Source organism: Pseudoalteromonas sp. P1-30, from assembly GCF_001400005.1.
In the GTDB taxonomy this organism is placed as follows: domain Bacteria; phylum Pseudomonadota; class Gammaproteobacteria; order Enterobacterales; family Alteromonadaceae; genus Pseudoalteromonas; species Pseudoalteromonas atlantica.
This window is the reverse complement of record NZ_LKBC01000020.1, coordinates 14,657-41,066: the sequence shown is the minus strand read 5'-3', so window position 1 is coordinate 41,066 and position 26,410 is coordinate 14,657. Positions and strand designations below refer to the sequence as shown.

Sequence of the window (26,410 nt, the reverse complement as noted above, 5' to 3'; positions counted from 1 at the left end):
CGCGCCGCGATTTAATCGCCCCTAGATTGAACAAATTTCAATCCGCAAGGTGCAACACGCCCTAACTTGGCCTTTTTTGTTTTTTCAAAAAACCGACAACTTACCTTGAATTTGCAGCCATTCGACACAAGATTGCAACTCGAGCGATCTAAACGTCTATAGCGGGCGTAAACTGTCATTTTAGTTGTTAACAACTTAGAATAACTTAGACAGTTTTTATCTTTGCACACAGGTAGTGCCTTCTATATTATGCGCTCCTTTGAAAAATCAATAGTCAGCAGCCCTTAAGGGAATCAACATCATGTTAAAGCAATTATCAGCCAAAAAAGTAGCACTTAGCCTGGCCGTTACCTCTGCGCTTGGCGCGTCTTATTCTCCTGCATTTGCTGCAGAACAAGACACTCAAGCACAAGAAAGTATTGAAGTGATTTCGGTTACCGGTACCCGCAGAAGCCTGCGCAGTATTGCCGAAAGTACCGTACCTGTAGATATTATTACCAGCGGTGATATGCAAAGCACGGGTCAGCTAGAAATTAGCCAAATACTGGCCAACCAAGTACCTAGCTTTAACTACCCAAGCGCCACCATGGGTGATGGTACAGACCACGCTAAACCTGCTGTATTACGTGGTTTAGCACCCGATCACACCCTAGTGCTTATTAATGGCAAACGCCGCCACGCTGGCGCGCTATTAAACTTAGCGGGTGTTGTTGGCCGTGGTTCTACCGCTGTTGACTTAAACATGATCCCAACATCAGCCATTAAACGCGTAGAAGTACTACGTGATGGCGCAGCAGCGCAGTACGGCTCAGACGCCATTGCCGGTGTAATTAACATTGTACTTAAAGATGCCTCAGAAGGCGGCAGCGTAAGCGTAACCTACGGCGAGTACGACACCCAAATGGCTGGCGTACCTCAGCTAGAAAGCACCTACGCAGATGCCGATGGCAACCTTGCCTTTAATACCGGTGCCGACCGCGAAGTAAACGACGGCGCAAGTCGTACAATTAGCGCAAACTCTGGTTTTGAGCTTTTAGATAACGGCTTTGTGAACGTATCAATTGAGTATCGCGATAACGACTCTACGCAGCGCTCAGGCTTTGACCCGCGCGAGCAATACGACCGCTTAGAAGATGGCAGCCTAGACCCACGCGAATTTACCATCGACCGTTACAACCACCGCTTTGGTAAAGCAGAGCTTGAAGACTACGCACTGTTTTACAACATGGGTTACGACTTTGATAACGGCTATAACCTGTACTCGTTTGGTAGCTACTCAAAACGCGAAGGTAACTCAGGTGGTTTTTACCGCCGTGCAAAAGACAGCCGCAACGTGTTAGAAGTGTATCCGGATGGCTTTTTACCGCAAATTGAAACCGACGTACAAGATTACTCATTTGCCCTAGGCCTGCAAGGCGAAACTGGCGAATGGACTTGGGATGTAAGTACCAACTACGGCCGTAACGACTTTGGTTTCGGCGTTGTAAATAGTATAAATACATCACTAGGTGCCGACAGCCCAACCGAATTTGACAACGGCGCATTGGTTTACGATCAGTTTTTAGTGAACGCTACGGCAAATACAGTGCTAGATTTTGGCTTGCCAGATGACGTATTTTTTACTGTAGGTGCAGAATACCGTCACGAAAGCTACAAAATTGAGCAAGGCGAAGAAGCCTCTTACATTACCGCTTTAGATAGCGATGGCAATCCAATTGCTGCCGGTGGCGCACAAGTATTAGCTGGTTTTGGCCCAGAAAGCGTAACCGATGAAAGCCGCCATAACGTAGCTGTATTTGTTGAGTTTGATACTTACCTAACAGAAGACTGGAACCTTGTTTTAGCGGGTCGCTACGAAGATTACACCGACTTTGGCGATACGTTTACATCAAAGCTTGCGTCGCGTTACAGCATTAACGAAAACCTATCATTGCGTGGTGCAATTAGCACAGGTTTCCGTGCTCCATCACTTGCGCAAAGCTCGTACCGCCAAATCTCTACCGTGCTTGAGAACAACCAACCGTTTGAAGTAGGTTTATTCCCTACCGATTCAGCGGCAGCGCAAGCGCTAGGTGCTGAACAATTAGATGCCGAAGAATCAGTCAACGTAACAGCAGGATTTATGTACACGCAAGGCAGCTTTAGCCTAACTGTAGATGCCTACCGCATTGATATTGATGACCGTATTGTATTGTCTGAAAACCTAGAGGGCGATGCTGTAGTAGAAATACTGCAAAATGCCGGCGAGCTAAACACAGAAAGCGTACGTTACTTTACTAACGCTATCGACTCGCGCACGCAAGGTGTTGATATTGTTGCTACCTATAACTTAGATTTAAGCGATTTAGGTGACTTACGCTTAAACGTAGCGGCTAACTTTAACGATACCGAAGTAACGCACGTAGACGACAACCCAAGCGAGCTAAACTCACTAGGTGACGACTACGTTGTATTTGCACGTCGCGAAGTAGGCCGCTTTGAAGAAGGCACACCAGATAGCAAATGGAACCTATCAGCAGTGTGGAACTTTAACGAATGGCAAACCACCCTTCGTGCAACGCGCTACGGTGAAGTGGCTGATATTTCAACTACCGCCGATCGCGATGAGTACATAGACCCTAAATGGATCACCGACCTAGAAGTGGCCTACCGCCCAGACGAATACTGGAAGTTTGCAGTAGGTGCAAACAACTTGTTCGATCAGTACCCGCAAGCAACGGTAGATAACATTGGTTACTCTGACTTTGGCCAAATATTCCCGTACACGCCATATGCACCGTACGGATTAGACGGGCGCTTCCTATACGGTAATATTACTTACAGCTTTTAATAAATAACCTAAAAGCAAACACCTAAAAAGGATGCCATGTGCATCCTTTTTTAATTACTTCTTAGTGTATTTAACCACTTATTAGTAAATCCACTTTTCATAAACACACCCCACCCTAATAAAATCAACAACTTACAATTGGTCTTGTTTTTGCTCTACTATGCTTATACAAAACAAGCATAAATAACAAACACAAAGGACTAAACATGAGCTCATCAACTGTATCTAACATTACAAAACCACTTTCACTTATTGGCGGCATTTTATTATTAAGCGGCTGTGTGTTTCATATATCGCCAAGCGTTGCCTCAGTAAAACAAACTCAGCAGTTATCACTGCCAAGTAATAACCTAGAATACTTAAACGTATTAAGCGGTGCAGGTTCTCTTGAAATAAAAGGCTCGCCCAATGCCACCAGCATAAGTGTAGATGCCACAATTTTTACCGCCGACATTGAAGACGAATACACGCTTACCCTTGAGCAAAATGGCAAACAAGCTACCTTAGTTGCTAACAATAATACTGCCAGCGGTATGCGTTTTTACAGCGGCCAATCGCCACACATTGATTTAGTGGTTACCGTGCCAAGTAATTTAATGCTCGATATTAATGATGGCTCTGGCGACATTGCAATAAGCGCCATGCAAAATAATATAGATATAGAAGACGGCTCAGGTAGCTTATCTATCAACAGCGCTAAAAACCTTACTATTGAAGATGGCTCAGGCGATATAACCCTTGAAAACATCACGGGTAACTTAGCGCTTACCGATGGCTCTGGCAGCGTAAATATTAATAATGTTAGCGGCAACGCCGAAGTTGATGATGGCTCGGGTGATATGCGTATTAGTAATGTGCGCGGCACCTTAACTGTTGAAGACGGCTCAGGCAGCATTGCCATTAATAATATTAATGGTGCGGTTGATGTAGACGATAACTCTGGCGATTTAGTCATTGAGCACGTGCAAGCAAGCGTAACCATTGAAGATGGTTCGGGCAATATTCGTGTAAACCACGCTATGGGGCTTACCATTACCGAATCAGGCTCTGGCGATGTAAGTATTGATAACATTAACGGCCCTGTAAAAGTAGCCGATTAATTATGACTAAATGATCCATTTTCAGCCACATGACCCATTGTATTTTTAAAGCCACTAAGCCATGCTAAAAGCCTTGATACTATTAGGATATACGCGTGTTAGAAATAGCTTTAATTTACTTAGCGGCGGCCATAGTGGCTGTACCTATTGCCAAGCGAGTGGGACTTGGCTCGGTACTTGGTTATTTAATTGCGGGCATACTAATTGGCCCTTACGCCCTGGGTATTGTGGGCGATCAAACAGATGTAATGCACTTTGCCGAATTTGGTGTAGTGATGATGCTGTTTTTGGTTGGCCTTGAGCTACAACCAGCCCGTTTATGGAAGCTTCGCCATTCAATATTAGGGCTTGGCGGCTTACAGGTCGTACTTACCGCCGCGGCTATTTTTGCGTTTTGTTATTGGGTTTTTACCATGCATTGGCAAACCGCTTTGGCTATTGGCTTAATGCTGGCGCTGTCATCAACCGCTATTGTGCTGCAAAGCCTTGAAGAAAAAGGCTGGCTAAAGCAAGAAGCCGGGCAAAACGCATTCTCGGTTTTATTATTTCAAGACATCGCCATTATTCCTATTTTAGCGCTCCTACCACTATTGGCTTTTGCGCCGCAAAGTAGCTCAAAAGACATTAGCGACTCCATTATTGCAAGCTGGCCGGTATGGCAGCAAGTTGGCGTATCGGTAGCGGTTATCGCCGCTATTATTGCCGGTGGTAAATATGTGTCGGCGCCGTTATTTAGATACATAGCGCAAACCCACATGCGTGAAATATTTACTATTTTTGCGCTATTTTTAGTGGTGGCTATTGCCCTTGTGATGCAAAGTATTGGTTTATCTCCAGCACTCGGTACATTTTTAGCCGGTGTGGTCCTTGCCGAAAGCGAATTTAGACACGAGCTAGAAGCCGATATAGAACCCTTTAAAGGCCTACTGTTAGGGCTGTTTTTTATCACTGTTGGCGCATCAATCAACTTTGAATTATTAGCGGATGAATTTACAACCGTTATTGCACTCGTTGCGCTGCTTATTGTAGTAAAAGCCTGCATTTTATTTGCCCTTGCCATCACCTTCAATATTAGTAAAAAGCAGCGTTTGCTGTTTGCACTAGCGCTGGCACAAGGCGGCGAATTTGCTTTTGTACTTTTAAGTGTAACCACTACATTAAGCATATTAACGCCAGAGCAAACAAGCCTAGTGACGTTAGTGGTGGCTGTTTCAATGTTGGTTGCGCCACTGCTATTAATGGCTTACGAGCAGCTACAAAAACGCACCAGTAACAGCGCGCCCGAGTTTGATAAGCCCGAGCAAATTAGCAGTGCTAAACACGTTATAATTGCAGGCTACGGGCGCTTTGGGCAAATTATGGGGCGCTTATTACACGCCCAAGGCTACGAAATTACTGTACTTGATCACAGCCCAAGCCAAATAGAACTCCTACGCCGCTTTGGCAATACCGTATTTTATGGCGATGCTGCCCGCCAAGAGCTGCTAGAAGCCGCAGGCGCGCACACAGCGCAAATGCTAATTGTGGCAATAGATGATGCAGACAAAACCCTCGAAATTATTAAGCTTGCACATAAAAACTACCCGCAGCTCAAAATTGTTGCCCGCGCTATCGACCGCCGCCACGCGTATCAATTACTTAATTTAAAAGTAGATGCCTTTAACCGCGAAACGGTCGACTCCGCCATTAACCTAGCGGTCGATGCATTAGAGCTATTAGGTAACAATAAAGAAGATGCCCAGCGCGCCGGAAAACTATTTAGAGACCACGACCGCGCTGCTGTATTGCAACTAGCCGAACTGTGGGGCGACGACGCCAGCTACGGCGTAGCCGTGCGCCAACGTATGGAAGATTTAAAACAAGTGCTGCAACAAGATAAACAGGCACAAAGTGATTTAAATACCTGCGACAGCGGCGACTGTGAAGACGGCCTAACAGAGCTAGCTGATAGGCCTAAAAAGCCTGATGATTCTCATCTTGAGTAGCTACGAGATAATTGAATTTGAGTTATTCATCCGGTTAAAAACCTCATTCTTCAGCTTTTTGCTCTTTTTTTGAAATATTCAGTTCCATTTTAGAGTGAGCTTCAAGTAACTTTTCATGAAGCTCACTCAAACTAGCTACTTTTAGTCCAAAACCAATCTCTTTTAATAAAGAGCCCACCATTGTAGATATTGTTTTTAAAGCTTCTAACTCTGGCTTAAAAAAGTCGTCAATATTACTAAAGCGGTATCTCTCATTAATGAACCTTACGAACTGAAAAACCTCTTCGTTAGACCAAGTCTGAAGAGCTGCTTTAACAACATTTACATTGAGATTTTGAAAAAATGGCGTGTGCATCAACTTTTGGTGAGCTTCATTTTTTACACTAGCCCATGATGCTTGAAATTTTTGAGAAAATTCCGAGTTTTTATTACTAGCCTTTAAAGTTTCTAACTCTGCTTTCTTCAAATTAAATCTTTTACCAACTTCTTCATTGTAAAAATTAATACGGCTTATTTGATCAAAATCATCCTCTACGGCTGTAATTTTAAATTGATTAACGTCAATATCATCACATAGTCTTAACAGGGTAGCTTTCGTATACTTTGTCGATTCGATCACTTTTTTAGTCTGCATATATATGTATATATCACACGAGCTAAACCACTTATAAATATCTATATCATTTTTAGAGAAGATGTATTGTTCTAGTAATTGAACTCCCCGTTTAAAATCACTTTCTGATAATTGGTTTTGAACCCATATAGATTGCATAGCATCTAGGAGCGTCTGTCTCATTGGTAAATTTAGTTCTACTTCTAAGTTGGTGAATTCATACAGCCCATCACAACAGTAACTTAATAACTTTTGATTCGATCCATTAATCGAGCCTTCAAATATTGCATCTAATTTTTTAAAATCTTCAATTTCCGCTTCGTCATTGCTTTTCTTTATTTGCCTTATAATTCTCGAATCAATTGCCTCGATAATTTTTTCTTTAGAGAAGGAATGTTCAAACTTCGCACAACAAATTCTTACTATATCACTTAAAATTCTCGACAGTGCTTGGTCAAGCACAACATTTTTTATTTCAGAGACTTCTCTTTGAATACGTGTAAATTTTGATAAAGCTCTTTTTAAAACTCTAATATTTTTAGAGTTTATTGCAGTAATATTTAAAAGAAGTTCGTTAGCTAATTGATCATCAAGATTTTCATATTCTTCTTTAAGGATTGAAACCACCTCCTCATGTGTAAAGCTAAATTTATATTTATCCGCAAATACTTTTTCAATATCGTTTTTACAATTAAGTTTGTCCTCATTTGCAACAACAACTACTTTTATATTTTTTGACTCAGCTAAACTTAAACTCTCACCTAAAATATTTTTAATTAGCTTTTCTTCAGCAACACGCTCCAAATCATCTAAAATCAATATACAATCATCAAGCTCACCATATAGTTTGTATTTATATGCTCCCGCAGCCCCACTTAATACAGCACCAACCCCTCTTTCCCCAATATTCTGTGCAGCTCCATCAAGGGCTTTAGAGAAATACTTTGCGAATACAGAAGCCTCTTCTTTCTCAGTCAGTGATATTGAGATGATTTTATCTCTAAAGTCATCGATACTTGAAATACCATAAAGAGAGAAAAAATAGACTTTTTGATCAAACAGCTCTTCAATTTTTGCTCTTAAATAATGCTTAATAAAGTGTGTTTTACCACTCCCCCATGCTCCATCGAGCAATACAACCTGAGGGAATGAAGTGTCTTGTAATAGCTCTATAATTTGATCAGCTTGCTTCATTGTAACCCCAATGATAACGATGTTAGTTGGCATACTACCAAGGGACATTTTCCTAATTCTCTCGTATCAATGTCCCTATGATGAGAACTTCTATTAATATCAAATAGTGTAAATTATTACCAACTATAAATATTATGCGGCTGATGGTGTGTGTTTAACAAAAATGGGGAGGTGTTTGCGGTATTACTTGGGCGGGAATGGCTTAAATTAATCTACTTTTTAATACCTACTTGTAGCCCATAGCCGCCTATCATTCTTCCAGCTATGAGCTACTGCATTTAAAAACGCTAAAACCTAATGATGGTGCCCACCTTGAATCGCTTTACCTTGCTGATTATAAAACCCCGTTGCGCCGTGTTCTATAAAACCTAGGTTGATCATTTTTGCTAAAAACGGGTCGTTTTCGTTATCGCCAATGTCGGCATAATCGGTGGTTTGAAAGCGATCCCATTTGGCAAACTGTGCGGTTATTTCTGCTTTATTGCTGCTTACATCATTTAGGTTAAGCTCAGTGTGAGTGTGGCTTTTTTTATTGGTTACGCTAAAGCTTTTAACTAAGTTCGATTTGGTAAATAAAGCGAGTTTAAATTGATTGTCGCCCTCAGAAAGTGTGTAGTTTTTTACTTCATCGCAGCCGTTGCCTTGGGTGTTAACTAGGGTCATTTTTTCGATTAAATGCGTATCCACCAGCTGATTTTTAGCGCTCCAACTTTGTACACCGCGTACCTCAGATGGCTGATACTCAATACCACGTTGCTGAGCATTAAAATAACGAATTGGGCGAATTTGCTTGTTAGCTAAATGCTGCCAAAGCTCAGTAATTACCTCACGCTGATGCGCAACTTGTGAGTTGTTTCGCCAAAGCGTAAGTGACTGCGTGCTTTGCTCGTTTTTATGAGTATTGGTAATTTTATAGTCGGCTTTTAAATGCGCGCTATCAATATTACATTGCTGCGCTAGGGTGCTGGTACTGGCAAGTGTTGCCATTAAAAATAATGCTAGTTTCATTAAATTATCTCTTATTTAAACGTCACTGTAATAGGCATTACCATACCCATTTACAGTGGCATTTTTATGACATAAAAAAACAACTCGCACAGCGTACGAGTTGTTTTTAAATACCCCATTTTTATACGTACTTTATGTGCTAAACGTACGTATTAAATTACTTATGGCGTTACTTTTTCATCAGCGGTAGTTACTAAGTCTGCTGCAAAGTCCATTACATGGAATAAAAAGCTTTGCTCGTTAGTGCCTGTAACTAAGTGAGCGCCTGGGCCCATTGCGTATACGCCAACATCTTCACCTGCGTGAGTTTCTGAGCCAAGTGGTACAAGCGCCTCTTGGTGAAAGCCCGCTGAAGTTGTATCAACATCGGTTAAATCTACACGTCCTGTAACAGGTGCAAATGCATAACCTGCATCGGCATCGGTTTCATCGCCTAAATCTCTAAAGCCGCCACCGTTGGTGTAGCCAACTGTGGTGTATGGCATATCGTCGGCAGCTAGGCTTGGCTCGGTTTCGCCTACGGCAACAACTTTACCTAATATTGGGTTACCACGTTTAGGGTAGCCTGCAATAGTAAATACGTGGCTGTGATCGGCAGTTACTACTATTAGCGTTTCTTCTGGGTTAGTGTTTTCCATTGCCACTTGCACAGCTTTTGCAAACTCTACTGTGTCGTTTAGGGCATTGTAGGCATTACCCGCATGGTGCGCGTGGTCAATACGCCCTGCTTCTACCGATAAGAAAAAGCCATTGTCGTTGTTATCTAGTACGTTAATTGCTTTTTCGGTCATTTCGCTAAGCGAAGGCTCGCCCGCTACATCATTTGCGCGGTCGGCTTCGTATTGCATGTGAGATTCGTTAAATAAACCAAATACTTTAGTGGCATCGTCGCTAATAGCATCAAAACCTGTTTGGTCCATAACGTAAGTGCCGCTTGGGTAAGTTGTTTGCCACTCGGTAACTAGGTTGCGGCCATCAGTACGGTCGCCTTCTACTGCGCTTACTGCATCGGCTGAGTTTGCTGCTTCATCTTTTGGTAAAAAGTGACGACGTCCACCACCCATTACAACATCAATGCCATCTACATCAATACCCGCATAACGCGACTCTAGGTTGGCTTCAAAGTTAACAAGTTGCGATGCAATATCTTCACAGGCTTCTGTGCCCTCTGGCATATCTGAGTTATCTTCCCAGTTACGGTCAGCCGATTTAGCATACGTTGCTGCAGGTGTTGCATGGGTAATACGTGCGGTTGAAATAAGGCCGGTTGCTTTACCTGCTATTTCAGCAAGCTCTAACGAGGTAACCAGTTCGTTGCCTGTTACCGTGGCACAGTCGCCGCGTTCAATGTCTTCATCTACACCAATTACGCCCACATCGGTTTTAACACCTGATACCATTGCCGTCATTGTGCCTGCTGAATCCGGCGTTTGTGCATCTACGTTGTAAGTTTTAACAAAACCTGAGTACGGCATTTTTTCAAAGCTTAACTGGTAGTCTTCACCTAAACCGCCTTCAAGCTGGCCTGCTAAAATACGTGCAGCTGTTACGGTAGAAATACCCATGCCGTCGCCAACAAATAATATAACGTTTTTCGCTTTGCCAGATTCAGTAACCACTTCGCTATTAGCTTGCTGTGTTGCCGCAAGCTTTGTTTGTGCATCGCCATACCATGCGTTAGTAGTTAGGGTGGCAAGTTGCTCGCTGGTAAGTGACGTAGCGGGTGCATTACACACTAAGTTAGAAGAGGTAACTTCGTCGCTATCTAGCACGCCGTTGCCGTTTGTATCTACGCCGGTTTGGGTTTCTACGCCGCCATTAACACATTGCTCAGAGCCTACTGCAATGGTGTTATCTACCGCGAGAATATTATTTTCGTCTTTGTCGTCGTCACTACAACCTGCTAGCGCGACCATTACTGCTAAAGAAAGTACTGTTAATTTGTTCATGTTAGCCGCCATTATTGCTGAGTTAGTTCAAGAGCTTGATTAATTAAATGAAATACTACGTTTTGCTCAATTACGCCTTGAGCTAGCTGTGCACCAGGGCCTTTTGCATGCAGCGAAATATCTTCACCGGCATGAGTTTCTGAGCCAAGAGGGACAGTGGTTTCTTGGTGAAAGCCAACATTGGTAGTATCAACACCACTAAGCTCTACACGTCCAGCAACTGGGCCAGTTGTATATGCTGCATCGGCATCTGTTTCATCAACTAAGTTTCTAAACCCTAAACCATTTGCATAGCCTACTGTGGTGTATGGCATATCATCGGCAGCAAGGCTTGGTGTGGTTTCACCTACGGCAACTACTTGGCCTAAAATTGGGTTACCGCGTTTAGGGTAGCCAGCAATAGTAAATACGTGGCTGTGATCGGCGGTTACTAAAATAAGGGTTTCTTCTGGGTTGGTATTATCTACCGCAGCTTGCACGGCTTTAGCAAATTCAATGGTGTCGTTAAGTGCGTTGTAGGCATTACCCGCGTGGTGTGCGTGGTCAATACGGCCCGACTCAACGGTTAAGAAAAAGCCGTTTTCGTTTTTACCTAATACATCAATTGCTTTGCTGGTCATTTCGCTAAGCGAGGGCTCGCCGGCAATATCGTTTGCGCGATCTGCTTCGTATTGCATGTGTGATTCGTTAAATAAACCAAACACTTTAGTGGCATCATCAGCAATGGCATCAAAGCCTGCTTGGTCCATAACATAAGTACCTTGTGGGTATTGTGTTTGCCACTCAGTAACTAAGTTACGCTCATCAGTACGATCGCCTTCTACAGCGCTAAGTGCATCTGCTGAGTTAGCTGCTTCATCTTTTGGTAAAAAGTGACGACGTCCGCCACCCATTACAAAATCAAGACCGTCTACGTCGGTACCTACAAAACGTGCTTCTAGGTTTTTTTCAAAATTAACTAATTGCGAGGCAATGTCTTCACATGCAGTTTCGGTTTCTGGCATGTCTGAGATATCTTCCCAGTTACGGTCTGCCGATTTTGCATAGGTTGCCGCTGGCGTTGCATGGGTAATACGCGCTGTTGAAATAACACCGGTTGCTAGGCCTTTAATTTCAGCAAGTTCTGTTGCTGTTAAAAGTTCATTACCCGATACAGTTGAACACACACCGCGCTCTATATCTTCGTCTACACCAATAACGCCTACATCGGTTTTAACCCCTGAGATCATCGCGGTCATTGTGCCTGCAGAATCCGGTGTTTGTGCATCTACGTTGTATGTTTTTACTTGTGCTGAGTACGGGAACTCTTCAAAGCTTAAATAACCTTCTTCACCTAAATCGCCCGCTCTTTGTCCTTTTAAGATACGTGCTGCGGTAAGGGTAGATACACCCATGCCATCGCCTACAAATAAAATAACGTTTTTAGCTTTTGTTGTTTGCTGGCTTTGTGCAAGCGCAGTTTTTGTGGCGAGTGTGGTTTGGGCATTTGTATACCAGTCATTGTCTGTTTGGCTTTGTGGTAATACATCGGCATGACTTGCAGCACTTAACATAAACGTTAAGCCAACTGCCGCAGCAACTTTTTTAATTTTCATCCTTTATTATTCCCATTGTGTAGTGGTTATTTTTTGCTTGAAGCGTAAACCTCAAATAAGTAACCGCTGCACTATAGAAAATAGATGTGACCTCTAAGAGTACTTTTAATTAAAAAACAATGACTAAACCATGACAAAATTAAGACACAAAAAAGCGCAGCGGTTAAACGCTGCGCTTAGCACAATTTTCACAGGGATATATTTATAAAATTAAAAACGCGCCTTAAACGATACGCCAAAGTAGCGCTCTGCATCACGCGGAATTTGGTAACGGAAGTTGTCGCCACTGTAGGTGGTTACGTAGCTTTCATCGGTTAAGTTTTTAGCAATAAGCGATACTCTAAATGCATCATCTTTAAACGATAAACCCACACTTGCGTTTAAAATACCGTAATCTGGCAATAACGCAGCTGGGTTAAACTCGCCTACATTGTTTGGTAGGTCTGAGTATTGCTCGTCGGTGTAAATGTAAGAGCCGTTTATATGAATATTAAAGTCGTGCTCTGTTTCAATAAAGTAATCAGCACTTAGTGAGTATTTTAAATCTGGCGAAAACGGGACATCTAAGCCAGAGCGGTCAGTACATGAACCTGCTTCTACCTCTGCCGGACAATTAAACTCGTCAATTTCGGCCTGAATGTACGCAATACCACCGGTTAAAGTAAGTGAGTCGGTAGCCGCCCACATAAAGTCAACCTCAGCACCTTGTGTACTTACATCACCTGCATTGGTTAAACGGGTAATACAGGTGCCGTCTGAACAGTCAAAGTTATTGGCTTGAAAGCCTTCAATTTCGGTTCTAAATACAGCAAAGTTAAATACAAAGTCGCGGCTTGCGTATTTGTAGCCTAACTCGTATGCGTCTGACTCTTCTGGCGATATTTCGCGGCTATCGTTATCTGGATTAAAGTTGTAGTACACGTTAAAACCAGGGCCTTTATAGCCTTGCGAGTAAGTACCGTAAACCATTTGGCCATCGCCTAGGTCGTATTGCATACCTAAACGACCCGACACATTGGTTTCTTCTGCACTGCCTGATTCGTCAGTATTTAGTGCTGCTGAGCGTACACCTACACCGGTGCGACCAAATTCGTCATTGCTTACGCGGCGGTGTGTGTACGACACTTCATCGTCGGTATAACGAATACCAAACAGTACACGTAAGTCTTCAGATAAATCGTAAGTACCATCGGCAAAGGCTGCCCAGTTGTTAAACTCGGTGCTCATGTACGCGGTTGCCGATACAATATCGTTAGCATTACAGCTTACACCTAAGCTTTGTGTGTAGCCGTCTAAATCGGCCAATGCGGCATCAAGCTCTGCACCGGTTAAGTTATTTTGTGCGTAATACGCCATTGCAGCGTCTAGTTGGCCACCGTTATTTTGACAACTCGCGTCACGGGTAAAGTTACGTTGCGAGTCCATGTTCCAGTAAAATAAGCCAGCCACATAGTTAAACGGACCCGCTAGGTTTGAAGTGACTCTAAATTCTTGCGAAAACTGATCCCACTGCTGGGCACCTAAATCGTGTAATTGAAAGGGCGCGCCAAATACCGGTTCGTTACTGTCGCCAGCAATTGAGGTAAAGTCGCCTTCGCGGTATTCGGTGTTATCCCACGAGCGCTGCGCAGTAATAGAGGTGTATGTGTAGTCGCCAATAGTCTTATCAACCTGTACCGAAAACGCGCTGTGTTCGTCAATAGTGCGCGACTCATAGTCGTGATCAACTTTGCGCTGGTCTAGGTCAATATCGGCAACACCATCAACAATACCGTTGCTGTTAGGGGCTGCGTCTGAATCTGGGTTACGGCCACTTGGCAGGGCTTCTAAATCGGCACAACAGTCGTCGTCGGCGTTATAAAATTCGGCAATAAATTTTACGTTTAAATCATCGCTTGGCTCGTATTTAAATACAGCACGTGCGCCTTCACGGTCGTAACCGTTTACTTTTTCGTTGTTGTAAACGTTATCAATGTAGCCATCAAACTTACCTTTAAACACGGTTAAGCTTGCTGCTAAGTCGTCGGTTAAGCCGCCGCTTACCACGCCTTTAAAGCGGTATTCGTTGTCTTGATAAAACGAGGTTTCTACGCTGCCGGTGGTGTCGTACGAAGGATCTTTGGTTGTAATGTTTACCACACCTGCCGAGGCATTTTTACCAAATAGTGTACCTTGTGGGCCGCGTAGTACTTCAATGCGAGATACATCGTATAAATCGGCAAAGGCTTGACCAGAGCGGCCAAGTACTACGCCATCAACTACAGTGGCCACACTTGGCTCAGCGGCAATACTAAACGAAATAGTACCAATACCGCGCACCGTTAGCGCTGAGTTACGGGTTGTGGTGCCTTTTCTAAAGCTCACCGAAGGTACAAGTGACTGTAGGCCTTCCATATTATTAGCAAACGCCGAATCAATCTGGTCGCTATTAAGTACAGACACCGCAAGTGGTACTTCGTTTAGGCTTTGCGTTCGTTTTTGTGAGGTAACAACAATTTTTTCAAACTGGTCGTTATTGTTTTGCTCTGCTTGTTGTTCAGTTTGCTCTTGCTGCGCATGTGCTTGCGTGCTTAGTGCTAAACCCGTTGTCATTGCTAACGTGACTGCCAAGCTTAAGACGGACTTTTTAGCTCTCATGTCATTCTCCAAATTGTGCGTGTGTGCTGTTAAATTACCGCGCTAGCAAGTGTGTGGGTTGCTAAAAAGCGGTGCCAGAGTGTTGTAGTTATTTTCCCTATATCTCTTATGTCTTATATAAGAGATATAAACTTAAACAAACTTATGTTCTATTGCAAACATTATGTGAATAAAATGTGATTTAAAATTTGTATAAAGAATATAACGGCGCATTATGTCGCCTTAGCAACGCCGATATGCGCCAAGCTGCTTTGGTAACGCTTATGCCATCGGCGTACGCTCCACCAGCTAAGCACAAAGGCGCTAGTCCAAACAGCAATTAAGCTTGGTACAAAGTACACGCTGGTGCCACCCACCAATCCAAGCGGAGAAAACAGTATGTACAAGCTTATAATTAAGCTCACTAATACAATCGCGCAAGGCAGTGCGTATTTCCACGGGCTTAGGTTTACCTCGGCTTTGCGGGTAAAGTTCCATGGTGTGGCAAGAGGTTTGTAGTAGCCAATACCTAACATAATGGCCAGCTCAATAAAGAATAATATGGCGTAAATATGGATAAAGTTAATATCTACATCCCACACAAATTTAAGCAAAGTGTAGGCAATAACATGAAAAACAATAGCCACTTTAGCGCCCAGTGCAGGCACTTTGCGAGTAAATAACCCCACGAGCACAATTGTGATGACCGGAATGTTGTAAAATCCGGTAAATACACGAATGATGTGCCATAAACCTTCTGGCGCAAACATCAGTAATGGCGCGGTAATAAACGATAAAACAGCAATTACAATACTGGTAATTTTGGCCACTTTAATGAGCTTTTCGTCGCTTACTTTGTCTTTTTTCATGGGTTTGTATACATCTAAACAAAACAACGTGGCGGCACTATTTAACAACGAATTAAACGAGCTAAATACCGCACCTAATAGCACCGCTAAAAAGAACCCAGATAAGTACTGAGGCAGTACATCTTTAACTAAATGTGGGTAAGCTAAATCTATGGTTTGTAAGCTTTCGTGCTTATAAAGGTGATACGCAATTACGCCTGGGATCATCATCATAAAGGGTACTAGCACTTTAAAGTACCCTGAAAACAACACGCCCTTTTGGCCTTCTACTAAGTTTTTAGCGCCCAGTGTACGCTGGATCACGTACTGATTGGTGCCCCAATAAAATAAATTAGCGAGGATCATACCGGTAAAAATGGTGCCAAATGGCACGGGATCGTCACTGCTACCAATAGCGTTGAGCTTTTCGGTATCGGTGTTTACCAGTGTGCTTAGGCCATCGGCAAAATTGCCATCGCCAAGGGCAATTAGGCCAAGGGTAGGCACTAAAATACCAATAATTAATAACCCAACACCGTTAATGGTATCTGATACTGCAACCGCCTTTAAACCGCCGAATACCGCGTAAATAGCGCCCACGGAGCCCACAATAATAATGGTGACAATTAAGCTTGCTTGATAGCTTAAGTTTAATAAGGTGGGCACATCAAACAGCCTAAGAACGGCAATTGATCCTGAGTACAAAACAGAAGGGATCGTTATAAAACAATACCCTACCATAAATAAGATCACCGTCATGCGGCGTACGGTATCGTCAAAACGATCCCGTAAAAATTCAGGCAAGGTAGAAAACGCGCCGGCTAAATACCGCGGTAAAAAGATCAGCGCCATTATAATGGTTGATATCCCAGCTGTTACTTCCCACGCCATTGAGCTTAGGTTGTAACCATACGCTGAGCCATTAAGGCCAATAAGTTGCTCGGCCGATAAGTTAGTGAGGATCATCGACCCCGCTATAAATGTACCTGTTAAACCACGCCCCGCTAAAAAATAGCCGTCTTGGGTGTTAACTTCCCCTTTGGTTTTTTGGTACGAGATATATCCTACCAGCGCCATAAACGCCAAGCACGATAGCAGTGTCATGGTAATGTTCATACCTTCCATCTTGCGCCCCTTTTAGCTTACTTTACTCGGTAAAAAGTAAGCTAATATCTTTATTATTGTGTGTGTTACGTGTGTTGTGTGTGTTTGCTATTAACCGAGTTTTATTTTGGCCATGCTGTTAGCTGGCTCATGTCTTGCTCTGTGTGTTGAACCTCTGGGCCTAGCATGAGCGTATCGCCTTTACGAACAAATACGGCCATTTGTGTAAGCTCAAGTGTTTCTTCGTAATACTTGCCGCCTTGGTATGTTTGTGCATCAGGGAATCGCACCCACTCGCCTTGTGGTAAATAAAATTTAACTTTACCGTTTGGTACAACACAAGGCACAACAAGGAGTTTTTCGCCGCACATAAATTGCTGATCAAAACTATGTGCCAGTACGTCATCAGGAAACGCCAATGCCATAGCACGCTGAATAGGCAGCCCTGTTTGCTGTGCTTGCTCTGCACATTCTTGTAAGTACGGAATTAACTGATAGCGTAATTTAAGCGCTGCAAATACCGCGTCACTTGCTTGCTCGGTGTATGACCACGGTTCGCGTGGGCCAATGCCATGTAAACGCATGTGCGCACTAAATACCGACGCTTGCGCCCAGCGTACATAAAGCTCTGCATCGCGCGTATCTTTGTAAAAACCACCAATGTCGGTTGCAAAAAATGGCCCGCCCGACATGCCCCACGCTAAGCTGCCGCGAATACTCGCTGCTAAGCCTTGCCAATCGGCTTGTGGGTCGCCGCCCCATTGTGCTGGGAAGCGTTGGCTGCCAGTCCACGCTGAGCGGCTAAATAAAAATGGCCCTGTTTTACAGTATTTTTCGGCGGCTTCATAAACGCAGCGGTTATACAGCATGCTATAAACATTGTGTAGTCTAATGCCGCTGTCGCCACTGTGCGATACCATGTTTTCATCTTCTAGCTGTTCGCCAAAGTCTGCTTTAATCATATCTACGCCAAGCTCAAACAATGGCTTGTGCGATTCGAGCCAGTATTCGTAAGCATCGGGGTGAGTAAAATCTAAAATACCCGACTCTGGTAATGGCGTAAGTACTTCGCCAAAGGGGCTTAAATCCCACTCGTATTGATACGCTTTACCTGTGCGTTTGTCTTTTATTAGCCAGCCGTTTTCGGCCGCTTTAGCAAATAATGGATTGTTTACCGAGATCATTGGGTATTCCCACACGCAAATTTTAAAATCCATGGCTTTTAGTTCATCAAGCACAGGTTTTGGGTCGGCGTAACGTGTTGGGTCCCATTCAAAGGCAAAGCGGGTGTCGGTGTCTTGCCATGCACGGCCATCAAGGGTAATTACATCGCACGGCATGTTTTTAGCACGTACTTCGCGGGCGACACTTAATAACTCGTCGGCATCTTTGTAGTACGCTTTTGATAAAATAACACCCAAGCTCCACTGCGGTGGCACCGGCGCAAAACCAGTTAGCTCGCAGTAGCGATTAATACTTTGTGCAGGCGTTTGCTCTTGGTATAAAAATACATCTAATGCGTCGTCTTCTACTAAACACACATAAGCACGTTGCGACCAAAGTGCGTAACCTACGCCATGTGTAACGGGCGCCGGCGTGTGTACAAATAAATTCCAGCCCTCTGGGCTCCATGCGTATGGCGTATTTTTATAAGACTTTTCGGCGTTGACGCCCAGTGCATCGTGGTTGTATGAGCGAATAAGCTGGCCGCGTTTATCAAGCTTGCCCCACTTTTCGCCAAGGCCGTATACGGCTTCGTCATAATTAAGCTCTAGGCTTAAAATCCAGCCGTTATCGGTTTTGGCCAGTGGCGGTAAACGGTGCTGGCGCACAAAGTGGCCATCAGTTGCTGATTGCTGTACTAATTTATCGTTTTTATAAAGCTTAAAGTAAAAAGGGTCGCTGTAAAATTCTAAGCGGTACTCACCGGCGGTGGCTGCAAAGCCTTGGTCTAATTTATTAAGTGATAGCGGTAAGTTTGAAGGGGTGGTGGTTAATATTTTAAACGTCTCGTCATGCGTGGAGCCTGCATTTAAACGTAAACCAAACTGGCTTATGGTAACGCTGACCTCGCCAAATTGAGTTGGTAAAACTAGCACATGGCCTTGTAATTTAGGCTCTGCAGTTAAGCGTGCTGGCTCTATTGCGTTCCAGTCTGGCTCACGTAATTCAAATGCATTCATGGGAGTTCCTTAACCAATTATTAGTCTTGTATAAGACACAAGTTAAATAATTGTAATCCCCATGTCAATGTAAATAACCCTAAGATGAATTATTTACATCGTTACTTTTGAAATATGCCCGGTGCCGATGTTGCCACCAGCGAAACGCCACTTAGGCCAAGCAATGCAATTGCTATTATACGAATCCATTTTGCATCAACGTAAGGCGTTAATTTACGAGCAAATTGCGTTACTAATAATACCAGCGGTATGGCCGCTGCAATTAAAAACATAATGTCGAGCTCGGGTAAGGTGCCAAATAAGGCAATACCAACACGGACTAAGCCACCAATGGTAAATACCGCAAGTAAGGTGCTACGAATGGCCTCAATAGACCAAGCTTGTTTATAGCACTGAAACACCAATGGCGGCCCCGACGTTGAAAACAGCCCACCCAATAAACCACTTACACCGCCGGCAATTAAAAACGAGCCACGCCCGCTTTGCTTATTTGCTCTATCACGGCCAATTAGCATTAAGCCACAACATAGCAAAATACTAATACCTAAAATAAAGTTTAAAAACTGCGTTAAATGCGCCGACATATATTCAAGCAATATAAAACCTAACAGCATTAGCGGAATTCCGGTATACAACATAAGTTTAAGCTCAGGCACTTTTACTGTACTGCGATTTTTAACCACCACAGTGGTTGAGTTAACTAAACCCAATAAACTCACTAAAAAGGTGGTGGCAGTGAGCGGTAAAACATCTAGCAACGTAAAGCTTGCAACCACCAGCAACCCAAAGCCAAACCCGCTAAGCGTTTGCATTATGGTGGCAAGGCTTAGGCACAATGCCATAAGCAAGATGAGTTCTAACGAAATACTGAGCACTTTAAATATCCTACGTGTGCGCTATTGTAGTGTAACGATTTGTTTTTAGGCATAATGTAAAAACAAACTACACGGCAATAGTTCACAATTAATTGAGCTTGCGCAAAACTGCGCAAAAAGTTTCACCTATGATATAAATACAGGTGGATTAAATTTAATGGTAAATAACAATGAGTAACTCTATGTTTGATCACAAATTAAGTGGCCCAAGCTTGGCTTTTCAACCACTTTACTTACAAGTGGCTGATTATATTAAACAGCTCATTGTTGAAAGACGCTGGGTACCTGGCGAAGTATTACCGAGCGAGTTTCGCCTTGCTGAAGAGTTTAACGTAAGCCAAGGTACTGTGCGTAAAGCGCTTAATTTATTAACCGACGATAAAATAGTTACTCGCCGCCAAGGTGTTGGTACGTTTGTATCTGAGCATACCGCGCAAGATGCCCTGTTTAGGTTTTTTCCGCTACAGGCCGACGGTAAAGGCGCCGACCTACCTAAAGCCGAGCTATTGTCGGTTGAGCTTTGCCCTGCACCACAAGATGTTATTGATGCGCTGCAACTTAATAAAAAAGACAAAGTCACTAAGCTGGTACGCAGACGCATTCTCGATAACGAATTTTGTATGAGCGAAACTATATATCTACCACAAAGTTTCTTTCCTGATATACATCAAAGTAGTGATATTCCGCACACATTGTATCATTACTACCAAACCAAATTTAACCAAACCGTGCATAAAACCCAAGACAGCATTAAAGCCGTTTTAGCAGATGAAACCGACGCTAAAATGCTCGCTATTAAAGCCGGTGACCCTTTATTGCTGGTATCGCGCATTACCGAATCAATCGAAGGTAAACGCATTGAGTACCGTTTAAGCAAATGCCGTAGCGATCATTACCACTACCAAATAGAACTTGACTAATTAACCGCGCTTTAGCCGCGAGTAAGTTATATTAGCGCATACTTATTAAATATTTTTTAAAGGCAGCAAACGCTGCCTTTTTGCTGCCTGTAGGTTTTTTAACACCTTTCATTTATTCTCTTACGGTTAACACAGTGTTGACACTGTTAGATTCGTATAATAACTTATGTCTTATACAAGACCAAAGTCATTATGCAATTTTAACAGGAATTCCCAATGAGTTCATTAAATAACATCCCGCCAGTCGGGTTCGGTTTATGGAAAGTAGCACAAGAAGATTGCGCGCAAACGGTGTACCAAGCTATTAAAGCAGGCTACCGCCATCTTGATTGCGCATCAGACTACGGTAACGAAGAACAAGTAGGCGATGGAATTGCTCAAGCAATAAAAGACGGCCTATGTACCCGCGAAGAGTTATGGGTAACATCAAAACTATGGAATACTTTTCATGCGCCAGAGCATGTAGAACTTGCCATAAATAAAACTTTGAGCGATTTAAAGCTCGACTACCTCGACTTATACTTAATTCACTTTCCGATTGCGCAAACGTTTGTACCAATCGAAACGCGCTACCCACCAGAGTGGTTTGTAGACCCAGATGCACAAAACCCACAAATGGAGCTGGCAAAAGTGCCGCTACACTTAACGTGGCAAGCAATGGAAGAGCAAGTACATAACAACAAAGCAAAACGCATTGGTGTGTGTAACTACTCAAGCGCACTTATTCACGATTTAATGACCTACGCCACAATTAAACCCGCCATGCTGCAAATTGAGTCGCACCCTTATTTAACGCAAGAGCGCTTAGTGAGGCTTGCAAAACAGTACGATATTCCGGTTACGGCATTTTCACCATTGGGTGCGCTTTCGTACCTTGAGCTTGAAATGGCCGATCAAACTGAGTCGGTGCTTGAGCAAAGCGTGGTAAAAGCTGCGGCGCAAAATCATGGCAAAACACCAGCACAAGTTGTACTTCGCTGGGGTGTGCAACGCGGCACCGCCATTATTCCTAAAACCTCTAAATTTGAACGCATGAAAGAAAACCTCGCGCTGTTCGACTTTGAATTAACAGAGCAAGAAATGGCGCAAATTTCTGCGCTTAATAGCAACCGCCGTTTTAACGACCCTGGGCACTTTTGTGAAGCTGCCTTTAACCGTTTTCACCCTATTTACGATTAGGATAATAAAATGTCAGCTACCGAACTTAACTATGCCCAAGTGCCTACTCAATTAACGTTTGATGACTCAGTTTTTCCGTGCATTGTAGTTAATAACAATAACGCCAGCACCGTTGAAGAAGCGGTAGCTTTTATTCGCGCTAACAAAAACGAGTTGGCTAAAAAACTACGCAGCTCAGGCGCTGTATTGTTTAGAGGCTTTCCTGTTGATAGCGCCGAAACCTTTGATACGTTTTCAGCGGGGTTTGATTACGACAACTTTACGTACCAAGAGTCGCTATCTAACGCGGTACGTATTAACTTTACCGAGCGTGTATTTACCGCTAACGAAGCCCCCAAAGATGTAGAAATTTACCTTCATCACGAAATGGCACAAACGCCTATTTCGCCAAGTAAGCTGTTCTTTTTTTGTAAATCGGCAGCTGAGGAAGGCGGCGCGACACCGCTTTGCCGCTCAGATAAATTATTTAGCGCATTAAAGCAATTTGATAGCCAATTAGCCGATGACTTTGAGCAAAAAGGCTTAAAGTACACCACTTATATGCCTGCAGCCGACGATGCTACATCGGGCCAAGGCCGCAGCTGGAAAAGCACCCTAAGTGTTGAAACCAAAGAAGAAGCACACAGCAAACTTACCGAGCTAGGTTACGAGTGGGAATGGCTAGAAGATGGCTCTTTAAAAGCAATTACTCCGGTTTTACCTGCGGTAGTTACACTTGAAAACGGCGTACAGGTTTTTTATAACCAACTTATTGCCGCTTACATGGGCTGGAAAGGCGTTCGCGAAAATCCATCGGTTGCTATTACCTTTGGCGATGGTAGCGCCATTCCTAAACAAGGGCTTGAAAAAATTGTTGAGCTATCAAAAGACTATACCTTTGATTTAGCGTGGCAAGATGGCGATGTAGCCTTAGTTGATAACGAAATGGCTATGCATGGCCGCCGCCCATTTACTGGCGAGCGTAAACGCCAAGTGCTTGTTGCACTGACAGCAGCTAACGCCTAATGCAAAGCTTAACCGGTGCACTAAAGGTAAAAGTTTCCCCGTTATGGCAAGGGGCCAGCATTGCTGCAATGACTGGCCTTGCTGCCTTATTTTTAAGTGAACACTATGGCGCGCCCGCTATGTTGTTTGCTTTATTATTAGGGATGGCGGTGTCGTTTTTATATCAAAGCGACAGCCCGTGCGCTAAAGGCATAGACTTTACCGGTACCACGGTTTTACGTGTAGGCATTGTTTTACTTGGCACCCGTATAGCACTGGGCGATTTAATTACACTGGGCTGGCAAACAGCGCTAATGTTAGCTGGCGCTATATTTACCACCATTATTTTAGGCGTTGTACTTGCCCGAGTATTTGGGTTACAAAAACGCTTTGGCGCACTCACCGGTGGCTCAGTTGCTATTTGTGGTGCATCGGCAGCACTGGCTATTTCATCTATTATGCCAAACAGCGAGCATAAAGAGCGCGATACCTTACTTACCGTAATTGGCGTAACGGCCATGTCGACCATTGCAATGATTTTATACCCTATTGTGGTTAACTACCTTGAATTTGATGCACATAACGCCGGGGTATTTTTAGGTGGCACCATACACGATGTAGCCCAAGTAGTAGGTGCGGGTTATTCGGTATCGCCCGAAACTGGCGATATAGCAACACTTACCAAACTAGTACGCGTGGCTATGCTATTGCCTGTAGTACTTATTATGATGGTGGTTATTAATCGCTCAAATAAAGGTAACCATGGCGAGTTGCCAAAAGTACCGGGGTTTTTAATTGGCTTTGTAATTTTAATGATTATAAACAGCACCTTTAACCTACCCGCTATTGTGCTTGAAACCACAAATGAGCTTTCTCGATTCTTTTTAATTGCCGCTATAGCCGCCATTGGTATGAAAACAAACCTAGGCAAACTCACCGAGGTGGGCTTAAAACCAATTATTATGATTGTTGCCGAAACCATTTGGATAGCACTGTTAATACTTGGCTTTGTATTGTGTAGCTAAGTTGAGTAGCTAAGCATTAAACCTTGAGCGTATTGAGTGGATTGCCTACAATAGCGCATCACTTTTTAATAAAGATTAAAACCATGACCGATTCAACAAAACCAGCATTACCTGATCAGCTTTCTATTAACCCACGTAGCAAGCATTACGTAGAAGAAGTGTTTGAACACGAAATTGGCGTAAGCTTAAATGGCAAAGAACGCTTTGACGTAGAAGAGTACTGCATTAGCGAAGGTTGGATTAAAATTGCCGCGCCTAAAGCGCTAGACCGTCGCGGCCAACCTTTACTTATGAAAGTAAAAGGTACGGTAGACGTATTTTATAAGTAAGGTTTAGCCTACTTAAATAAGCGACTCTCCTGCGAGATGTCGCTTTTTTTATGCCTGTAAAAAAGCATTGAGCTTTTTTCATGTTAAAGGTGACGAAGTTTCATTATGAATCTAAAAAAATTATGGTTGAATAGCGCCATATTGTTTAGTTGTATAGAAATCCTTTATGAATAAAGTAACTATTTTAGATGGCGGCATGGGACGCGAGCTTAAACGCATTGGCGCACCATTTACCCAGCCACTGTGGAGTGCACAAGCCCTAATAGAAGCCCCACATTTTGTAACGCAGGCTCACCAAGGTTTTATTAATGCAGGCGCTGAAATAATTACCGTTAATAGTTATGCCTGTGTGCCCTTTCATTTAGGTGAAGCGTTATACCAAGCTCAAGGCTCAGCCCTTGCGCAGCAAGCAGCCGTTATTGCAAAAGACGTAGCTCAAAACGCTAAACAAAATGTATTAGTAGCAGGCTCATTACCACCCGCCTTTGGCTCTTACCGCCCAGAGCTATTTGAAAGCGAACGCGCTTTTACTATTTTAGATACGTTATATAAAGCGCAAGACGAGCACGTAGATGTATGGATTGGCGAAACCATATCGAGCATTGAAGAAGCGCACGTTATGGCAAATGTACTTAAAGGCTCAAACAAGCCATGTTATTACGCATTTACCTTAAATGATGTGGTAAGCGAGCAAGCGACTCTTCGCTCTGGTGAGCTGGTAAGTGACGCAGTAGCGGCTTTGCTTGAGCAAAATGTTACTGGTATTTTCTTTAACTGCTCAATCCCTGAGGTTATAGAGCAAGCCTTTAGCGATACCAATGCAGTATTAGCTAAACAAAATAAAAGCGTTGTGTTAGGCGCGTTTGCTAATGGCTTTACACCTATCGCACGCGATTACAAAGCCAACGAAGGCTCGCAGGCGTATCGTGATATTTCACCTGCAGAATACCTAGATTTTGCAAAAACGTGGTACAGCCAAGGCGCAAGCATTATTGGCGGCTGCTGTGGTATAGGCCCAGAATTTATTGAAGTATTAGTAAACTGGAAACAGGAACTTGAAAGCGCTTAAGCTTTTAGTGCTTTTATAAATATTAGGGCTTAATTGTTGTTGCCTCCCAGCACCCAATCAAGCCCTTGTATCGCTGTAGTAGGAAAAGCGGTTGCATGGCTCGCCCCTTCAACAACAACGCTTTTTAATTCAATATTGTCACTGCTAAGTGCATTAATTTTTTGCGTTAATTGCTTTGCCCCTGCCACCATATTTTGCCCTTCACCAAAGCGTGGCATTTCCTTTGCTCCCACCGATATATAAACCTTTGTAGGCACTTTAGGCTTATGTGCTTGTAGCGCTAAAATTGCATTGTTACTAAACCAAACTGATGGGCTGCCAATAATATAATTGTTAAATAAGTCGGGCATCGTAAATAAAATAGTGGCGCCAAATAACCCGCCTAAAGAGTTACCTATATAGGTTTTATGTGTGCTACTTGCTCGGTAGTTACTTTGTATAAACGGCAGCACAGTATTTTTTAAAAACAGCGCATGGTTTTGCGCATTACCGGTTTGTTTTTTCCAGCTTTGAGCCTTATTTGGGGTGTAGTCTCTAATTCGGCTATTAGACCCTCTGGAGCCTTTTTCATAGCTAATGGCCACAATAATAGCCTGTTGCATTTTACCGGTATTCATAGGAAACCGCGTAGCTCCCGCCACAATAGGAAACGTATACGGTGCATCGGTTAAATAAATAACTGGATATATTTTTTCAGGGTGCTTTTTATATGACTTAGGGAGCTGAATAAAAACAGGATATACCCGATTGGTCATAGGCTCAGTGAGCTCAATAACACTACTTCTAGGGATTTGGTACGGAGTATTTGCGCTTAATTTAAAACACATAAAAGCGCAAAGTAACAGCAGGGATTTTAAAGCAGTATTCATTAGGGCGTGTTGATCCTTGATGGTTGAATTTGCAGCAGTATGTTTGGTTTTTAGGCAAGGCAGAGCCTATGAAGTATGGTTACTCCCCATAAATAGGCGATAACGCAGCATAAATGCCAAACATGCGCTGCCCTT

18 protein-coding genes are annotated in these 26,410 nt (G+C 43.3%); 9 read left to right on the top strand and 9 right to left on the bottom strand.

What is annotated here, in order from left to right:
- The first annotated feature begins 301 nt into the window (after nt 1-301).
- The 3 genes from AN395_RS18380 to AN395_RS18370 all read left to right on the top strand — a co-directional run bounded on the left by AN395_RS18380 (nt 302) and on the right by AN395_RS18370 (nt 5,915).
- Nucleotides 302-2,830 carry a TonB-dependent siderophore receptor gene (locus tag AN395_RS18380; RefSeq protein WP_054983880.1) on the top strand — a complete coding sequence of 843 codons (2,529 nt, stop codon included), beginning with the start codon at nt 302-304 and terminating at the stop codon, nt 2,828-2,830.
- 206 nt (nt 2,831-3,036) lie between these two features.
- Nucleotides 3,037-3,930 (top strand): DUF4097 family beta strand repeat-containing protein, encoded by an 894-nt coding sequence (locus AN395_RS18375; protein WP_054983879.1) that lies wholly within the window; start codon nt 3,037-3,039, stop codon nt 3,928-3,930.
- 95 nt (nt 3,931-4,025) lie between these two features.
- Nucleotides 4,026-5,915, top strand: coding sequence for a monovalent cation:proton antiporter-2 (CPA2) family protein (locus tag AN395_RS18370; RefSeq protein WP_054983878.1), 1,890 nt, complete (start codon nt 4,026-4,028; stop codon nt 5,913-5,915).
- A gap of 43 nt (nt 5,916-5,958) precedes the next feature.
- On the opposite strand, the gene AN395_RS18365 is transcribed toward AN395_RS18370, so the two are convergent.
- The 8 genes from AN395_RS18365 to AN395_RS18330 all read right to left on the bottom strand — a co-directional run bounded on the left by AN395_RS18365 (nt 5,959) and on the right by AN395_RS18330 (nt 19,900).
- A complete protein-coding gene (locus AN395_RS18365; protein WP_054983898.1) occupies nt 5,959-7,722 on the bottom strand; it encodes a P-loop NTPase fold protein in 1,764 nt (587 codons plus the stop codon).
- A 294-nt stretch (nt 7,723-8,016) separates the two neighbouring features.
- Nucleotides 8,017-8,730 (bottom strand): hypothetical protein, encoded by a 714-nt coding sequence (locus AN395_RS18360; protein WP_054983877.1) that lies wholly within the window; start codon nt 8,728-8,730, stop codon nt 8,017-8,019.
- Nucleotides 8,731-8,891: 161 nt separating this feature from the next.
- Complete coding sequence (locus AN395_RS18355; protein ID WP_024034005.1) at nt 8,892-10,679, bottom strand: alkaline phosphatase; 1,788 nt, start codon at nt 10,677-10,679, stop codon at nt 8,892-8,894.
- A gap of 11 nt (nt 10,680-10,690) precedes the next feature.
- Nucleotides 10,691-12,274 (bottom strand): alkaline phosphatase, encoded by a 1,584-nt coding sequence (locus AN395_RS18350; RefSeq protein WP_054983876.1) that lies wholly within the window; start codon nt 12,272-12,274, stop codon nt 10,691-10,693.
- Nucleotides 12,275-12,484: 210 nt separating this feature from the next.
- Complete coding sequence (locus tag AN395_RS18345; RefSeq protein WP_054983875.1) at nt 12,485-14,911, bottom strand: TonB-dependent receptor; 2,427 nt, start codon at nt 14,909-14,911, stop codon at nt 12,485-12,487.
- A 212-nt stretch (nt 14,912-15,123) separates the two neighbouring features.
- The gene (locus tag AN395_RS18340; RefSeq protein WP_200910457.1) at nt 15,124-16,863 is read right to left on the bottom strand and encodes a solute:sodium symporter family transporter; all 1,740 of its coding nucleotides are present in this window, start codon (nt 16,861-16,863) and stop codon (nt 15,124-15,126) included.
- Nucleotides 16,864-16,964: 101 nt separating this feature from the next.
- Nucleotides 16,965-19,025, bottom strand: coding sequence for an alpha-xylosidase (locus AN395_RS18335; protein ID WP_054983874.1), 2,061 nt, complete (start codon nt 19,023-19,025; stop codon nt 16,965-16,967).
- Nucleotides 19,026-19,126: 101 nt separating this feature from the next.
- Nucleotides 19,127-19,900, bottom strand: a complete 774-nt coding sequence (locus AN395_RS18330; protein ID WP_235576591.1) for a sulfite exporter TauE/SafE family protein — start codon at nt 19,898-19,900, stop codon at nt 19,127-19,129.
- A 170-nt stretch (nt 19,901-20,070) separates the two neighbouring features.
- On the opposite strand from AN395_RS18330, the gene AN395_RS18325 reads away from it, so the two are divergent.
- The 6 genes from AN395_RS18325 (at nt 20,071) to AN395_RS18300 (ending at nt 25,406) form a co-directional block, all read left to right on the top strand.
- Nucleotides 20,071-20,820: a GntR family transcriptional regulator gene (locus AN395_RS18325; RefSeq protein WP_004586029.1), complete on the top strand. Its 750-nt coding sequence runs from the start codon at nt 20,071-20,073 to the stop codon at nt 20,818-20,820.
- Between the two features lie 216 nt (nt 20,821-21,036).
- Nucleotides 21,037-21,999, top strand: a complete 963-nt coding sequence (locus AN395_RS18320) for an aldo/keto reductase (protein WP_054983873.1) — start codon at nt 21,037-21,039, stop codon at nt 21,997-21,999.
- Nucleotides 22,000-22,008: 9 nt separating this feature from the next.
- Nucleotides 22,009-23,004 (top strand): TauD/TfdA family dioxygenase, encoded by a 996-nt coding sequence (locus AN395_RS18315; RefSeq protein WP_054983872.1) that lies wholly within the window; start codon nt 22,009-22,011, stop codon nt 23,002-23,004.
- Nucleotides 23,004-24,008: a YeiH family protein gene (locus AN395_RS18310; RefSeq protein ID WP_024034013.1), complete on the top strand. Its 1,005-nt coding sequence runs from the start codon at nt 23,004-23,006 to the stop codon at nt 24,006-24,008. Before AN395_RS18315 ends, AN395_RS18310 begins: the two co-directional genes overlap by 1 nt.
- Before the next feature lie 83 nt (nt 24,009-24,091).
- A complete protein-coding gene (locus tag AN395_RS18305) occupies nt 24,092-24,337 on the top strand; it encodes a DUF3297 family protein (protein ID WP_024034014.1) in 246 nt (81 codons plus the stop codon).
- A 166-nt stretch (nt 24,338-24,503) separates the two neighbouring features.
- Entirely contained in the window at nt 24,504-25,406 is a 903-nt protein-coding gene (locus AN395_RS18300) for a homocysteine S-methyltransferase family protein (protein ID WP_054983871.1), read from the top strand.
- A 29-nt stretch (nt 25,407-25,435) separates the two neighbouring features.
- Here AN395_RS18300 and AN395_RS18295 read toward each other — a convergent pair whose 3' ends face one another.
- Nucleotides 25,436-26,275 (bottom strand): alpha/beta hydrolase, encoded by an 840-nt coding sequence (locus AN395_RS18295; RefSeq protein WP_054983870.1) that lies wholly within the window; start codon nt 26,273-26,275, stop codon nt 25,436-25,438.
- Between the last annotated feature and the right edge of the window lie 135 nt (nt 26,276-26,410).

Coding starts and splice junctions, on each gene's coding strand:
- AN395_RS18360 (WP_054983877.1), bottom strand. CDS start 8,730: ATGAAACTAGCATTATTTTTAATGGCAACACTTGCCAGTACCAGCACC.
- AN395_RS18345 (WP_054983875.1), bottom strand. CDS start 14,911: ATGAGAGCTAAAAAGTCCGTCTTAAGCTTGGCAGTCACGTTAGCAATG.
- AN395_RS18380 (WP_054983880.1), top strand. CDS start 302: ATGTTAAAGCAATTATCAGCCAAAAAAGTAGCACTTAGCCTGGCCGTT.
- AN395_RS18310 (WP_024034013.1), top strand. CDS start 23,004: ATGCAAAGCTTAACCGGTGCACTAAAGGTAAAAGTTTCCCCGTTATGG.
- AN395_RS18350 (WP_054983876.1), bottom strand. CDS start 12,274: ATGAAAATTAAAAAAGTTGCTGCGGCAGTTGGCTTAACGTTTATGTTA.
- AN395_RS18325 (WP_004586029.1), top strand. CDS start 20,071: ATGAGTAACTCTATGTTTGATCACAAATTAAGTGGCCCAAGCTTGGCT.
- AN395_RS18300 (WP_054983871.1), top strand. CDS start 24,504: ATGAATAAAGTAACTATTTTAGATGGCGGCATGGGACGCGAGCTTAAA.
- AN395_RS18365 (WP_054983898.1), bottom strand. CDS start 7,722: ATGAAGCAAGCTGATCAAATTATAGAGCTATTACAAGACACTTCATTC.
- AN395_RS18320 (WP_054983873.1), top strand. CDS start 21,037: ATGAGTTCATTAAATAACATCCCGCCAGTCGGGTTCGGTTTATGGAAA.
- AN395_RS18295 (WP_054983870.1), bottom strand. CDS start 26,275: ATGAATACTGCTTTAAAATCCCTGCTGTTACTTTGCGCTTTTATGTGT.
- AN395_RS18335 (WP_054983874.1), bottom strand. CDS start 19,025: ATGAATGCATTTGAATTACGTGAGCCAGACTGGAACGCAATAGAGCCA.
- AN395_RS18375 (WP_054983879.1), top strand. CDS start 3,037: ATGAGCTCATCAACTGTATCTAACATTACAAAACCACTTTCACTTATT.
- AN395_RS18305 (WP_024034014.1), top strand. CDS start 24,092: ATGACCGATTCAACAAAACCAGCATTACCTGATCAGCTTTCTATTAAC.
- AN395_RS18315 (WP_054983872.1), top strand. CDS start 22,009: ATGTCAGCTACCGAACTTAACTATGCCCAAGTGCCTACTCAATTAACG.
- AN395_RS18355 (WP_024034005.1), bottom strand. CDS start 10,679: ATGAACAAATTAACAGTACTTTCTTTAGCAGTAATGGTCGCGCTAGCA.
- AN395_RS18340 (WP_200910457.1), bottom strand. CDS start 16,863: ATGGAAGGTATGAACATTACCATGACACTGCTATCGTGCTTGGCGTTT.